The sequence below is a fragment of the Thalassomonas sp. RHCl1 genome, assembly GCF_947387555.1.
Lineage (GTDB): Bacteria > Pseudomonadota > Gammaproteobacteria > Enterobacterales > Alteromonadaceae > Thalassomonas.
This window is the reverse complement of the sequence record NZ_CANDNZ010000001.1, coordinates 213,015-226,870: the sequence shown is the minus strand read 5'-3', so window position 1 is coordinate 226,870 and position 13,856 is coordinate 213,015. Positions and strand designations below refer to the sequence as shown.

Sequence of the window (13,856 nt, the reverse complement as noted above, 5' to 3'; positions counted from 1 at the left end):
AACAAGCGCAATCAAACGGAGCAATTTTCCGCTGCGCTCCAAACTGCCCGGTGTTGCGGGCGTTATAAGGCAAAGGATGAATATGTCGCTATACCATTACACAGATTTAGAAGCTGTCTATTCAATTCTTAAGAATAATAAGCTTTGGTTGACTGACATTCGTTACTTGAACGACTCTCAAGAGTTACATGACGGTATAGCTTTTTTAATAGAAGGGATGAAAACTCCATCACCTGATGTTTTTGCTAATTTTGAGTATTATGAAAAGGCTAGGGAATACATAATTGACTCACTTACAGGTTTAAAAACATATGGTGTCTCAGAAGATCCTTTGTTTTTATTTTCACTAAGTTCTGAAGCAGATTGCCTAAGCCAATGGAGAGCCTATGGAGCGTATGCTATAGAATTCGATAAGGAGATCCTGACTTCTGAAGTATCCAAGTTGCTCGATTGCCTATATCTCGATCCTCAAAAAAATGAAAAAGCTAGGTTGCATGCCAGAGATGCAATAACAGCCATCAGCAATGACATGGCCAAAAATAATGGTTGTCTTGGTGTAGATGCGTTAGAAGCTGTAATATCTCTCAGTTATGATGCTGCCACATTTAAACACAGTGGGTTTTCTGAAGAAAAGGAGTCAAGGATTGTATTACCATCGAATAATTCTGAATACCCAAGTAATGTGAAATATCGTCCAAGAGGGGATGTTTTAATTCCTTACATCGAAGTGCCAATTACACTTGATTGCATAAAATCAATTACAGTAGGTCCCGTGCAGAATCAAGCGATGTCGTACGCATCTATGTCAGAATTTGTACATAGCATTGAAAGGATCTGGCAGGTCGACTCAGGAAATATCGAATATGAACTTACAGTTAAAAAATCAGTAATACCGTTCCGCGCATAAACCTTATAACAAGTTGCTGCACGCGGAAAATTACTCGCTACGCTCCTTATTTTCCGGTGAGCAAAGCGTTAGCCACAAGAAACATAGGAGAAGAAGATGCAATCTGATGAATTAGAATATGTAGGATTTTGGCCACGTGTTGGTGCTTCTTTGATCGACACTATTTTGCTGGGAGTTATAATATGGCCGATCTTGACTGCATTTTATGGTGAATCATATTGGACAAGTGGAAGCTTCGTCCAGGGCCCAATGGATTTTTTGCTATCTTGGATATTTCCTGCCGTTGCAGTGATTCTGTTTTGGGTAGCAAAACAAGCTACTCCAGGGAAAATGGCCGTTTCCGCAAAAATTGTTGATGCAAAAACAGGCAATGCTGCAAGCACGGGTCAGCTGATCGGGCGTTACTTTGCGTACTATTTATCATTGATACCGCTTGGTCTTGGATTCATTTGGATTGCTTTTGATGAACGTAAGCAAGGCTGGCATGATAAACTTGCTGGGACAGTAGTTGTAAGGAAGAAGAACCGGGAACCTAAATCAGTTACATTTAGTGGCTAACAAAGGGCTCCAAGGGACACTGCGTGCCCGTGAGCCCAGCCGTTATACGTTCTAGAGTTTTGAGTAAATTAAATGTCTGATGAAGCAATTAAAATTGCAAATCAATTACTGGAAAGCGATGACGATTATCTAGATAACGTCATCAAGTTATGGAAACTTGGAAATAAGCTTTATGGCCAGTGTTGGGACACTGATTTTCATATATTTGGGGTAATTGAATCAGATACGGATCATTTACCGTTAAAACATGTGAGAGTTAATTGTTCCGCGGAATTCCTTATGAAATCGGATAAAGAGTTAGCTGAAATCAGAGAGTTCTACAGAGCAGATGTAGTAAGTGCTTGTAATAAAATACTAAAATGGTCAAAAAGCGTATAACAAGTCAAACCACAATCGCCAGCAAAGCTGGCTGGACCTACGCACTGCGTGCTCCGGCCTGTGTTTGAGGCGTTAGGTGCCATTGCAAGTTTATGAATGATCAGCAAATAATCGCACAGTTCAAAGTAGTCAAGCGTAAGTATCTATTGATTAAATTATGCAGCTTAGCTTTGGTTATTTTGGGCCTTGCTATTCAGGCTTTAGAGTTAATGGAAAGTGCTTGGTTTTACTTTTCAGTTTTAGCCTTTTTAGTTTTCAATCTAGGTGCTCTAAATATTTATAAGTGCCCTAAGTGCAGTAATCCATTCCTATCTTCAGAGCCAGAAGGCGGTTTTATAGATCCCCCTAAAAACTGTAAAGAGTGTGGCGCCAAGCTGGAGGAATCAGCACCTAACAATTTCATAAACAAGGAAAAATAATAACTAGTCGCTGCGCTCCTAAACAGTTATTATTTTCCTATTATGTAAGGCGTTATGCTTTAAAAGTAGCTGTGCATTACATAACTAATTTTTTAAATCACGTACAAGGGATAATATTTGTGATCAGACGTTCAATTATCTTTTACATTTTACTAAGCTTGCCAATGGCCTCATGGAGTGCTCCTCAAACAGATGTGGACAAAGCCATAGATTTTCTAAAAACTGCATGCGTACTTTCCGGAGAGAAGCTTAGTATAGATGCAGGAGCTGGCGGCTCTCTAAGTATTAAAAAACTAAAAAATAGCGGCGCTAGCGTAAGTGTTGAGTTCAGTCGTGAAAAAATTGAAGGCTTAACAAACGAAATAAACAAGCATAGTGCAAATCAAGCCTCAGAAATGAGGCAGTGTATGAAACCCTACATAGATAAAATTCTAAATATATACTTCACTGGAAGTACAGAACAAGAAGTAAAAAAAGTCGAAGTGGAGGTTCCAGGAAGTTACTTTAGTTTAGATGAACTAGACGAAGTATTGGTTGTCTTAGCCAATGCGCCAAAGACAGCATTTAGTTTCAAAGATATTGTTCAAAGAGTCAGCATTCATCCCGCAAAAGTACGTTCATGTTTAGAAACTGGAATAGCCAACGAACTTCTGTTTTACTACGTTTCAAATAAAGGTAAAAAAGTGGAAGGCTACGCACTGAAAAGCAAAGGTTTAGATTACGTTCTTAGCAAAGGGTTAATAAAATAAGCATAACAAAGCGCTCAAACATCAGCACAGCAAGCTGTGCTTGGACCTCCGTTCCGGAGCTTCGCCCCTCCACTACGGCCGTTTAGCGCGGCGTTATGCGCCTTTGTAGAGCCTCCGACGTTGTAGGTTCACTAAGATTGCCTCAATAATCGGGGAAATTAATGTGTTTTCGAGTTTTTGTTTCTTGAGATGGAAAATGGAACAGTTTTTGGGTTATGTATAGGGCTATTTGGGGGCAGGGGTTGGTGTATTAGAAATTGCTCCTTCAATGATGCACTTTTAGCAGGCTGAAAATAGACCATTAGAAAGTTGCAAACCCTTTGCATCTGCATCTATTCTGATTCTGGTATTATCAAAATCAATAATTGAATACTGTCTTTTTTATTTTGAATTGAGGTATATATGGAGGTAAATGAAGCAAGTGCGGATGCTGTTACCAGTGATAACCACGATAAGGATTGTTATTTCTGTAATGCAAAAGAAAGCCCAACAACAGAGACCAATGATCTTATAGATGAGCCTGATGAAGATGCTGCCGAAATGGAAGATTCACTAGGCGAATATAAGTTTAAAAATAGATCAGGCAAACTTGGTAGGGCTTTGGGTGGAAAACCAGAACCTAGAAAAGTTATCTTAGCTGGTAAGCCTTATGACGCAGCCGTAGCCGCTCACCATCTGATTCCAGGTAATGCATCACTAAAAGAAAGTGCAATCATGGAATGGCTTCATGTAGATGGTAAAGCTGTTGGAAATATTGGATATAACGTCAATGCCAAAACAAATGGTGTCTGGTCGCCAGGTAATTATGGCGTACGTCCTTGGGGCACAAAAGGAGCAGCTTTTGTTGCCGAGTGTGCAAAGCATTGTAAAGACTCTGGATATACTGGAGAGCCAATTACAGCCAAAGATTTTGCATTTTCTGCAATGGAAGCTTGGGGGTGCCAGTTTCATGATGCACATGAAGATTACAGTACATTTGTTGCAGATGTGCTAGATAAAATAGCAGACAAATTAGATAACAACAAAAATATATGGTGCCCTGAACAAAAGAAAAAAAATAAAGATGAGCCAACCCAAATGTTTCAAATTGTTGGACGTTTAAATACTGTGTCAGCAAGAATGAAAAAAATGCTTACGTTTCCAACTTTTTCCTGGAAAAGTAATGTTTGGACATCAGCTTTTGCTCAAAGTTATATGCTTGAAAAAGAGCACCAATCAGATAAATAGAATTCATCAAATTAAGGAATAATTCATGCCTAACTATTATCTTCTCGCACGTAACACAAAACCAGGAAGGTGGATTGGTACACGGCAAGGTACAAATACCCCTCGGGTAAAGTGGTCTCTATGGAGAAAAGGCGCATTTATCCCAAAGACAATACAGATACCCAACCCCGTTACATTCACCTTAAAACCTCAGAGCCCTCATGCTTCTGATCATGGTCCTCATATGCCATCTTATTTAAAAGCAGCAATACCACTATTTTCTGATGCGCTGATTCAAAGTTTAAAAGAGTGTGGCATAGATAACCTAGATACCCATGAATGCGAGATTGCTGATCCTGATAATGGAAATGTCTATAAGAACTACAAAGCAGTTAATATCATAGGTTTAATTGCAGCAGCAGACATGGAAAAATCAAATGCTACCATCCATCCTAATGGACCACCGTTAATAGATGTTGATTTTGATGGCTTAACAATTGATGAAACTAAAACAAATGGAGCATTGCTTTTTCGGCTTGCAGAATCAACTAATGCAATCATTGTTCATGAGCAAGTTAAGAACTACCTTATTGGTAAAGGTTTTGATGATTTGGCCTTTTATGAACCTGAAAAAGTGGCATTATAGAATGCTGTATCAAAGACATCCCATAATTCAAAGTCCTGAAAAACGAAGGTTAGGGGCACAGTGTGGTAGAGTTTGATTGGGATTGGGAGTAAAGTCGCATAACCAGCCGCTCAATCGGACTCCACAACTCGGTACTTCGCTTCGCTGCGTACCGGGTTTTTCCGCCAATTAGCGGAGCGTTAAATGTCATAGCAATCATGAATCAATACGATGTAGTCAGAATCAAAGAAATTATTAGCCTTCCTACTTTCAAGGTGGATAGCTTTAATCAGAGAGCACCACAAGTGGGTGATATTGCTACGATCGTTGAAATTTATAGTGATCCCTGTCTTGCTTATGATTTAGAGTGCAGTGATGGGGATGGAATAACTATCTGGCTACTGGCTGTAACTCCCGATGAAATGCTCTTTGAGGTTATTTAATTGTGGAAACATATGCATTTAACAAGCAAAATCACTCGGAGCAATTTTCCGTTGCTTCGCAACTACAAATCGCCCGGTGTTTAGAGCGTTATGTGTCATGAGGGCATATGAGTAATCCTCTAAATAAAGATTCAAAAATGGAGTGCAGCAGGCATGGCCTTCGTAGTCCTGCATTTATCTGCAAGCATCTCCAGCATGGTGAACAGGTTGGCTTCTTTGAGCCTGAAGATGCTCCCGAACCTGATTGGCCATTCAAAAATGCATGGTGTTCGGAATGCGAAGCTGTTGCCATCGAGCAAGGTGGTTGGAATGATATATCAGAGGCTTTTGCTCAAGTCATGACTATATGCGAAGGTTGTTTTGAAGAAATAAGGCAACGCAATGTTTAGCAAAACACATAACAAGGCAATTAACTACGCGCCTACGGCGCCGGACGCTCCTACCTCGCGCCGGTTATTGCGGCGTTAGTTGTTTTTGAGAGTCTTATGGAAACTGTCGAATTAGAAGCAATTATTAAAGTTGGGCTACATAAAGAATGTATGAAAGATCGCAAAGGGTATGGCACTGGGATTCGTCCTAACCATTGGATTCCCGGACGAGAATATACATTTATGGGGCAAATAGATTTCGAAGACCGTGATTGGTTACATCCAGGTGAAACTTGTAAGGCAAGGTTTAGATTCTTAATACCTGCGCAAGATCAGAGTAAATTTGTAACGGGTTTTACTTGGCATATTTGTGAAGTAAATCAAATTATGGGTTATGGTACAATCATAAGTATTATCAACAACTAACAAATTGCTCAAGTTCACTCCGGGCCTTCGGCCCTCCGTGGGACGCCTGCTACGCAGCCGCCCCTTAGCAAAGCGTTATGTTTCAGAGTTACCCACAATTAGTGGACACCATTTTTAATTGAGGATATTTTTTGAAAGATGATCATAAAGCAAAGGACAAAAGGCCTTTGTTTCATACGCCTAAGGCTATAGAAGTTAGTAAAAACTGGTTATGGCCATTCAGAATTATATTTTTTGTCCTTTCATGTCATTTTATAAATAAAGCCTATATGGGATATGAAGATGAATCTTTCTTTTTTATAAAGCAATTTTCTTTGGCTGATGGACCTATTCTTTTCAATATTATGTTAATAATGTTTTTGCTTTGTGCTGTTGGTTTTTTTTGGCAGGCGTTTAAAATAAGAGTAAAAAAACATAACAAGTAAAGCCAGCGGATTCGTAAACTCACCGCTGCTTCAGGCGTTATGTTTTAGGAGAGTCATGGCTACTTGGCAATTTTCAATAGTATTCATTCCTGCCTCTTGGGCTGAGGAAAATAGCTATAGCTCATTATCACTTTATGATGAGGAAGGCTACTACGATACCGAGTGTGCTTGGAAAGATAGGCAGCCTGAATCTAGGTTTAAGGCTGTACTTGGTGAAATTCTCCCTTCGTCAAAGCCGTGGCACGAAGAATTACTGATTTGGGGTAATGAAAAGGAGCATGACATTCAGGTTTGGTACGAGAATGAAACAATTGATGGCATACACATTCGGTTAGATCTGAATCAGAATCTAAATGAAATCATCAACAAAGTAGTTAAAGCTGCCCAAACCCTCAATTGTGCTCTGTTCTTTCCAGAGTTTAAGACAGTGACTGAGGCTAATGTATTTGAAATAAAAAGTACCATTAACAAGTCACATGCGGCTAAGTTCGTTAAAATCAGCAAGAATCCCTAAATGAAATTAGTAAAAAAACATAACAAGTGCATCATGTTCGTGGCTTCGCCACAGGACGCATTAACGCGCTACGCGCTAACTACAATGCGCCTCATATGCAGGCGTTATAGTACCTAGAGGTTCTCTGTTGCATCCAGTTATGAATGATACAAAATGGCGTGAACTTCAAACGGCCATGTATGAACTCAAACCAAACATACCGTTTTGGCGAACTCGGTGTGTAGATAATGGGTATGAAACGCCAAATTGGGATGGAGATTGGATCCATCATTTCTATGCTGGTGGTTTTGAAACCATAGAATGGGTAGAAATACAGACTACAGATGATAAACAACGATCTATTGTAAGGTCAGTGTTAAAAAAAATTCATGTACCTGGTCATGAAACCGAGCATGGCTTTAAGGTATATGGTTACATTAGGGATGGCGCGGCAATTGATTATATATAGCACTATAACAAGGCCAAGCACTCTGAAAAATTATTCGCTACGCTCCTAATTTTCAGGTGTTGGCGGCGTTAGGATGAATATTTAGCGTGGAGCTTTTAACCGAAAAAATGCACGACGGTTCGAGGAACTTTATTCTTTTACCCGCTGGAGAAATTTCATCTATTAGGTTGCTCCTTCGCATATTCACACTATTCGGAGCATATCCAACGGCATTTGTGCCAAGCATATCTGAGAGCTGGATTGACTTTAGCTATAAAGGTTACAAATTTAGTATTAATGATCAATTTGGTGACTATTACTTTTTTGTTAATGATCCTAAATGCCCTGATAGTGTCTTATTGAAAGTTGCTAAACACTTTGCAAAGCTATTGAGGCTATCATCCTAACAAGTTCATAAATAAGGAAAAATAATAACTAGTCGCTTCGCTCCTAAACAGTTATTATTTTCCTATTATGTAAGGCGTTAGCCAACCATGAAGATGCATATCATGAAAACTATCCTATTACTCTGTTTTTATTTATTCTCTTGCTGGGTGTCAGCAGATGAAATAAATCAAACCTTACCTGGATTAGATTTAGGGAAAGCTTTCAATAGAAAAGTTAGTTTTAAAACTAAAGAAGTGGATCAGAGTTTTAATATAATTAACGAATACATTGAAAAGAATTACGGAAATAAAAGTAATTTTTTTTGTGGTGGCCCGACTAATTTAACACCTGATGAAGAACTGAAATTTAACTATAACTATGGCTTTGTTAAAGTGGTATCAAGCTTCTCATCAACCCAGGATATTATATCTTTCACACCAATTAGACAGATCGTAAATAATCCAGAGAGAAAGGCTGTTTTTAAAGGATATTATTTCGTATCAAGGTAATATTGGCTAACAAGGCCATCAATTTGACCGCCTTACGCTGCGCTTCAGGCAGCAAATTATGGCGGCGTTACATGTCAAAGGAGCATTAGTGCCAACTCAAGAAGATATCTGCCTCAAATTTGATGCTAATCCTTTGCCATGTGCCGAAGATGACAAAGTAGGTATTGCGATCGAAACCTTGGGGAAGCTCCCGATAAATGCGGTAAGACATAAACCCGAGAATGGCACTTGTGGATGGTATATTTGGTGCGGTGAGGAATTCTCAGAAGATCCTGACTTCTTTAAACCACTGCATGTCGGGCATATTCAAAAGTACCTGCCGGAAATTGAGCCTTATTTATCACTTCCGACAGGGTATAAGTTTTTAATTGCTGGTGATTATGAGGATGTATGGTATGAACCTGAAATCTCTAGCATGTAACAAGCGCAATCACGCGGAGCAATTTTCCGCTGCGCTTCAAATTGCCCGGTGTTGCGGGCGTTATACGAATCTCGATTATGGATGATGAAGTCACGCACATAATTTCAATTGAAACAGGTATACCTCAAAATCAAATTACTGAAAACTCGACTTTGTTGGGTGATTTAAAGATTGATGGAGATGATGCCTGGAGCCTATTTGAGCAATGTTACAATACGTTCAAACTTGATTTATCCGACTTTGATTTTAATAAATACTTTAGGTGTGAGCCTTGCTTGAAAGGTCCTGTTTATCTTTATCGTAAAATTAAATATCGTGATGAGCATTTGGCATCAAATAAAATTCCTATTACTGTTAAGCAGCTAATTGATGCATGTAAAAATGGTAAGTGGTAAATTCGTATAACAAGTGGCATCACCAGAAAAATTAGTCGCTGCGCGCCAAATTTTCTGTCGTGCCAAGCGTTAAATGGCTAGAAGAATCATGTGTAAATTCATTATATTTTTGTTCGGGCTAATTGCTACTACGGCTAAAGCCGACTCATGTGACATAGGTAACTTTCCCATTAAGTGGCAAGATACTTTATATCATGCCAGTTCTTACTCGACCCCAGCTATTTTTTATAAAAGCAATAACTCTCGAGTTATCGTATCTGTCAAAGATGCCATTCTGTATATAAAAGATAATATGTCTGAGCATAAGGCATTTTTGAAAAAAGCAAAGTACCACATTATCGATTCTCTAAAAAGAGTCGACAAATCTAAAGTTATTGATTACTCAAGCCTTTTAATTTCTTTAGAGGGACTAGGACCCGAAGAATTGAATGTAGGGATACATGTAATGTCTGGCTACCAAGGAATATTTGAAGGAACTCTATTGAATAAAACGGCCGCCGTAGAGATTGATGGGAACTTAGTTTCTCAAACTAATGGAAAGTACACTATTGGGAAAGACCCCGCGCCAGTTCATGGATTAGATTTTGTTCACCGATTAACGATCGGTAAGCAAGATAATGTTGTTTTTAAAAAGTGCTGGATGGATAGTAAGTAGCCATTTTACAAGAGCAGCCAGAGCGACGTAAAAAAGCGCGCCTGCTGCAAGCGTTATAAGTTTCTAAAGTATGATACGTAGTTTAAGTTTCATAATATTTTTTGTTTTACTCAGTTTTTCTTCTTTGTCCAAAGAATTGACTACAGAGGAAGCTGTTTTATTAGCTGAGAACTTTGTCTTAGAAAATGGTTATACGTCAGATAACAGTATGATAAAAGCTGTACTTAATCTCGAATCAATAGAGTTGAGTTCAGAAAGATCAGCTTTACTGGAAAGTCGCTTTAATTCATTAAAGCCTAAAGCAATAGGAGTTCGGATGAGTGAGCAAAAACCTAGCTCTTGGTATGTTGCTTTTGATCGGGTAGGCTCAGAACCTAAAAGACTTTGTCGTGTAGTGCATGTGAATCAAGATGGTACGAGGATTTACATGAAACATCTTTCAGGAGTAAGAAAGATATTTCTGGGCTTGGAATAAAAACTTATAACAAGTTAAGCCAAGGGAAAAATACTCGCTACACTCCCATTTTCCCATTCTTAAGGCGTTAAATGTTCAATAACTACAGGAGAGTAGTTTATGTTAAAGTTTAAGGAGTTATGGAATAAGCACCCTACCATACAGGGCGATGACGCGCCATGTAGGACAAATGGAGAGAAAAATTTTTTAAATCAATGTGCCATAAGGATGGGGGCATGTCTTGCTTCAAATGGAGTTGACACCTTAAATTTAGTTTCAAAAGATCGACATTGTTGGCATCATAATATTTCATCAGGACACGTACTTTCTGCTGAAGAGCTTGCAAGAGGGCTTGACCGCAACCCAATATCAGGGCTGGAAAAGAAAGCTTCAGTAGACCCACTTTCCTATCAAAAAACAATTTCTGGAAAAACAGGTATTATATTTTGTAAGAACTTTTGGAAGCGACCAGGTGAAACGTTTCGTAATAGATCTGGTGATCATATTGACCTCTGGAATGGTTCGAGATTAACTGACTGGCGTACATGGTTCATCATTTCAGCCACCTTTAATACTGGTGGAAATTATGGAAAATCCAAAGAAATTTGGTTTTGAAATGTTAAATGAAATACTTATGCTCAGCGGTTTTATTACTTATATGCTTATTTTGGGGATGGCTTTTTTCGATAAAGTTTCTTGACCGTTTACTAAATTTTCTCTTTAAGGAAATAAGTCATGATGACTATCCATCCCTTTGGTTTAATAGCTTTATCGTGATAGAAACTTTAATATTGCTTGTTTTCGGGGGCTTATTTTATATTGTTTACAAACGTAAGCAGAGTATTTAACAAATCGCTACACGCAAAAATTTTACTCGCTGTGCTCCTAAAATTCTGGTGAGCGAGGCGTTATGTGAACAGAAGAGGTAATTGATGAATCCACCTATTTTGAAAACAGAAAAATACTTAATTCGTTCTTTTAGAAGAAAAGACCTGCACCGATTTTCGGATTACAGGGCACAAGAATGTGTAGCAAGGTATCAGAGTTGGAGTGATTATAGTTATCAAGAGGCCGTTGACTTATTTGAAAGCACAGATTATTCAAAATTTGGTGCGGTAGGAGAATGGTATCAGCTAGCAATCACTATGCTTGAAAGCGATGAATTAGTTGGTGATTTAGCTATTCATTTTATTGATGAAAACCAAGTTGAATTGGGTTTTACTGTAGCTCCTGAATATCAAGGCCAAGGAGTTGCTACAGAGTCAGTTTCAATTTTTCTGAACTACCTTTTTACAGTGTTAAATAAACATCGTGTGATAGCTACAACAGATGTAGAAAACGTAGCATCATATAAGCTCTTGGAAAAGTTAGGATTTCGTCGTGAAGCTCATTTCGTGAAAAACATTTACTTTAAAGGCGCTTGGGGAGATGAATATCAGTATGCTTTATTATGCTCCGAGTCAAAATTCACATAACAAAAAGTTCAAGTTCGTTTCAGGGCTACGCCCTTTCACCGGACACCGCTTAACTTGGCGTTAGATCAAAATAAGATTTCGTAGTACGTAAAATTCAACAAAAAAGGAAATAAACATGTCATATGTAGATTGTTTTGTTGCAGCAGTACCTAATGAAAACAAAGAAAAATATATTGAACACGCTAGTATCGCCGCAGAATTATTCAAAGAATCTGGAGCGTTGGAAATCGTAGAGAATTGGGGCGATGATGTACCTGATGGTGAAATAACCTCTCTGCCCATGGCGGTAAAAGCCTCTGAGAATGAAACAGTTGTATTTTCATGGGTCGTTTGGCCATCAAAAGAAATCCGTGATGCAGGTTGGGAAGCAATGATGGAAGATCCCAGAATGTCTCCAGAAAATAACCCAATGCCATTTGATGGTAAGCGGCTAATATACGGTGGTTTTAATATGGTATTGAAGGCTTAGTTGAACTAAACCTAACAATTGCTCAAGAGGGACATTTTTTACGTCGCTTAGCAAGCACGTTATATTTCATTTCAAGGCTATCGTATGCGTCATAGAAAAGAAAAATCAGACAATATTGAAAAGTATATCCCCAATGAGATTCCCCGCCCACAGAGAATAACCAATAAGTTAGTTATTCTTTTCTTAATTTTCTATGGCAGTTATGGTGTCTATAACGATAGCCTTTACCTTCCTCTAGGAAGAGGCGAAGTTACTTTACAAGGTAATGCCGTATATTTTGGTTTTGCTTCTCTTTTACTTGGTGCTTTGTATTTTTTAATTGAAATTATTGATCATTACGATAAAAGAAATAATGAATTCACGTACAAACGTATAAGGGCTGTTATTAAAGGGATTGCTGCTTTAATATTGTTATTCACTATTGCAATAAGTAGCACGCTAACATATGAAATATAACAAATTTCACCAATTCACACCTCCGTTGTCGAACGCTCGTACCTCGTGAGAGTCATTATGTCTAGCTTTTCGAGTAAGGGTTGAAGTTTCCTCCGAATGGCCTTACATAAAAATTAGAATATGATTTTTAAAGCTGCTCATTTCAATATTTGTATTAACTCAAGGAGAGTATTATGAATCTGTTGGAAACAATAGGGTATAAAAGTATAGAGCGTAGAGCTTTCTCATGGTGGGAGTCTAAATCTAAAGACGAAAAACTAGAGTTAGAGACACATGCCGCAATCATAGCTCCTGCCATGGGCACTTTGCTTGGTACTCTCTTGGTGTTTATAGTTCTATAAATCCCCCAATACCAGCCAAAAAGCTAGCACGTCATGCTCGTTTTGGAGAGTTTCATGAATTTGAAAAAGATCTTATCTGGTATACTTGGAGCTGTATTGATGTTTGTAATTGGAAACATGCTGCCAATCACAAATTTATACTCTCATTTTATTGTGAATAACCATGATGACGAAAATACATTAGTGGCAATGGTGGTTTTGGTTGAATGGCCTATTTTCATTATTTTAGGTGCAATTTTTGGTGTTCTTGCATACAACTATTGCCTAACAAAGCTATCAAAAGGACGCTCCTGACATCGCTTCTTTTATAGCGGCATTAGCTGTACTAGATGAGTATGAGTCCTTATTTCGAAATTAATATTGAGCCAAGTGCTGACTACTTTTTGTGGATTTTTCCATTTGCATTTTTATTTGTTGCGTTTGTTAAGCTCCCGATTGCTACTGACTTGGTGTCTAGTTTAATTAAAGTCCCTCGAAAATGGTTTTTGACTGCTTATTGCGCGATCTTTGCCATATCACTATTTGTCACATACTCAGAATATCAACGAGACAGCGATATTAAAGCGCTAATCGAAGTCGGAAAGTTTGCCGTTGTATCTGGCTGTATCAAAAACTATAGGTTAGACAATGTCAAAGGGCATACAGCAACATTTGAAGTAGAAGACATAGAGTTTTCCTACAACAATTATACTAATACACCATTTTTCTATGAAAAAGAGTTCTCTGGTAATGCTATGAAAAATGATACTTGTCTTGAAATTAGCTACTTACCTGTGGGAAAGGAAAATAAGATAATTAAAATCGTACTGCTAACAAATTAATTATTAAGGCGTTAACTGCTTTATCATG

The 13,856-nt window shown here is 38.3% G+C and carries 24 protein-coding genes; all 24 read left to right on the top strand.

Features of this window, described 5'->3' with window-relative positions; genetic code table 11:
* Positions 1–82 precede the first annotated feature (82 nt).
* The 24 genes from QL234_RS01030 (at position 83) to QL234_RS00915 (ending at position 13,828) form a co-directional block, all read left to right on the top strand.
* Complete coding sequence (locus QL234_RS01030; protein ID WP_281556016.1) at positions 83–907, top strand: DUF2971 domain-containing protein; 825 nt, start codon at positions 83–85, stop codon at positions 905–907.
* A 96-nt stretch (positions 908–1,003) separates the two neighbouring features.
* Positions 1,004–1,465 (top strand): RDD family protein, encoded by a 462-nt coding sequence (locus QL234_RS01025; protein ID WP_281556015.1) that lies wholly within the window; start codon positions 1,004–1,006, stop codon positions 1,463–1,465.
* A 72-nt stretch (positions 1,466–1,537) separates the two neighbouring features.
* Positions 1,538–1,843 carry a hypothetical protein gene (locus tag QL234_RS01020; RefSeq protein ID WP_281556014.1) on the top strand — a complete coding sequence of 102 codons (306 nt, stop codon included), beginning with the start codon at positions 1,538–1,540 and terminating at the stop codon, positions 1,841–1,843.
* Positions 1,844–1,935: 92 nt separating this feature from the next.
* Complete coding sequence (locus QL234_RS01015; RefSeq protein WP_281556013.1) at positions 1,936–2,262, top strand: hypothetical protein; 327 nt, start codon at positions 1,936–1,938, stop codon at positions 2,260–2,262.
* A 119-nt stretch (positions 2,263–2,381) separates the two neighbouring features.
* On the top strand, positions 2,382–3,011 hold the full coding sequence (locus QL234_RS01010; RefSeq protein ID WP_281556012.1) for a hypothetical protein: 630 nt from the start codon (positions 2,382–2,384) through the stop codon (positions 3,009–3,011).
* A gap of 402 nt (positions 3,012–3,413) precedes the next feature.
* A complete protein-coding gene (locus QL234_RS01005; RefSeq protein WP_281556011.1) occupies positions 3,414–4,238 on the top strand; it encodes an AHH domain-containing protein in 825 nt (274 codons plus the stop codon).
* Between the two features lie 25 nt (positions 4,239–4,263).
* Positions 4,264–4,863 carry a DUF1629 domain-containing protein gene (locus QL234_RS01000; protein WP_281556010.1) on the top strand — a complete coding sequence of 200 codons (600 nt, stop codon included), beginning with the start codon at positions 4,264–4,266 and terminating at the stop codon, positions 4,861–4,863.
* 197 nt (positions 4,864–5,060) lie between these two features.
* Positions 5,061–5,285 (top strand): hypothetical protein, encoded by a 225-nt coding sequence (locus QL234_RS00995; protein WP_281556009.1) that lies wholly within the window; start codon positions 5,061–5,063, stop codon positions 5,283–5,285.
* A gap of 107 nt (positions 5,286–5,392) precedes the next feature.
* Complete coding sequence (locus QL234_RS00990) at positions 5,393–5,674, top strand: hypothetical protein (RefSeq protein WP_281556008.1); 282 nt, start codon at positions 5,393–5,395, stop codon at positions 5,672–5,674.
* 96 nt (positions 5,675–5,770) lie between these two features.
* Positions 5,771–6,079 carry a hypothetical protein gene (locus tag QL234_RS00985; protein ID WP_281556007.1) on the top strand — a complete coding sequence of 103 codons (309 nt, stop codon included), beginning with the start codon at positions 5,771–5,773 and terminating at the stop codon, positions 6,077–6,079.
* 131 nt (positions 6,080–6,210) lie between these two features.
* The gene (locus QL234_RS00980; RefSeq protein ID WP_281556006.1) at positions 6,211–6,504 is read left to right on the top strand and encodes a hypothetical protein; all 294 of its coding nucleotides are present in this window, start codon (positions 6,211–6,213) and stop codon (positions 6,502–6,504) included.
* 55 nt (positions 6,505–6,559) lie between these two features.
* Positions 6,560–7,018 (top strand): hypothetical protein, encoded by a 459-nt coding sequence (locus tag QL234_RS00975; RefSeq protein ID WP_281556005.1) that lies wholly within the window; start codon positions 6,560–6,562, stop codon positions 7,016–7,018.
* A gap of 139 nt (positions 7,019–7,157) precedes the next feature.
* On the top strand, positions 7,158–7,466 hold the full coding sequence (locus QL234_RS00970) for a DUF6678 family protein (RefSeq protein ID WP_281556004.1): 309 nt from the start codon (positions 7,158–7,160) through the stop codon (positions 7,464–7,466).
* 488 nt (positions 7,467–7,954) lie between these two features.
* Entirely contained in the window at positions 7,955–8,341 is a 387-nt protein-coding gene (locus tag QL234_RS00965; protein WP_281556003.1) for a hypothetical protein, read from the top strand.
* A 58-nt stretch (positions 8,342–8,399) separates the two neighbouring features.
* Positions 8,400–8,762, top strand: a complete 363-nt coding sequence (locus tag QL234_RS00960; protein WP_281556002.1) for a hypothetical protein — start codon at positions 8,400–8,402, stop codon at positions 8,760–8,762.
* A gap of 77 nt (positions 8,763–8,839) precedes the next feature.
* Positions 8,840–9,157: a DUF1493 family protein gene (locus tag QL234_RS00955; RefSeq protein WP_281556001.1), complete on the top strand. Its 318-nt coding sequence runs from the start codon at positions 8,840–8,842 to the stop codon at positions 9,155–9,157.
* Between the two features lie 73 nt (positions 9,158–9,230).
* Complete coding sequence (locus tag QL234_RS00950) at positions 9,231–9,812, top strand: hypothetical protein (protein WP_281556000.1); 582 nt, start codon at positions 9,231–9,233, stop codon at positions 9,810–9,812.
* A gap of 70 nt (positions 9,813–9,882) precedes the next feature.
* The gene (locus QL234_RS00945; protein ID WP_281555999.1) at positions 9,883–10,287 is read left to right on the top strand and encodes a hypothetical protein; all 405 of its coding nucleotides are present in this window, start codon (positions 9,883–9,885) and stop codon (positions 10,285–10,287) included.
* A gap of 99 nt (positions 10,288–10,386) precedes the next feature.
* The gene (locus tag QL234_RS00940) at positions 10,387–10,881 is read left to right on the top strand and encodes a T6SS effector amidase Tae4 family protein (protein ID WP_281555998.1); all 495 of its coding nucleotides are present in this window, start codon (positions 10,387–10,389) and stop codon (positions 10,879–10,881) included.
* A 317-nt stretch (positions 10,882–11,198) separates the two neighbouring features.
* A complete protein-coding gene (locus QL234_RS00935; protein WP_281555997.1) occupies positions 11,199–11,741 on the top strand; it encodes a GNAT family protein in 543 nt (180 codons plus the stop codon).
* Between the two features lie 115 nt (positions 11,742–11,856).
* Positions 11,857–12,210, top strand: a complete 354-nt coding sequence (locus QL234_RS00930; protein WP_281555996.1) for a DUF1428 domain-containing protein — start codon at positions 11,857–11,859, stop codon at positions 12,208–12,210.
* A gap of 84 nt (positions 12,211–12,294) precedes the next feature.
* On the top strand, positions 12,295–12,666 hold the full coding sequence (locus QL234_RS00925) for a hypothetical protein (protein WP_281555995.1): 372 nt from the start codon (positions 12,295–12,297) through the stop codon (positions 12,664–12,666).
* 395 nt (positions 12,667–13,061) lie between these two features.
* A complete protein-coding gene (locus QL234_RS00920) occupies positions 13,062–13,301 on the top strand; it encodes a hypothetical protein (RefSeq protein ID WP_281555994.1) in 240 nt (79 codons plus the stop codon).
* 35 nt (positions 13,302–13,336) lie between these two features.
* Entirely contained in the window at positions 13,337–13,828 is a 492-nt protein-coding gene (locus tag QL234_RS00915) for a hypothetical protein (protein ID WP_281555993.1), read from the top strand.
* Positions 13,829–13,856: the final 28 nt, after the last annotated feature.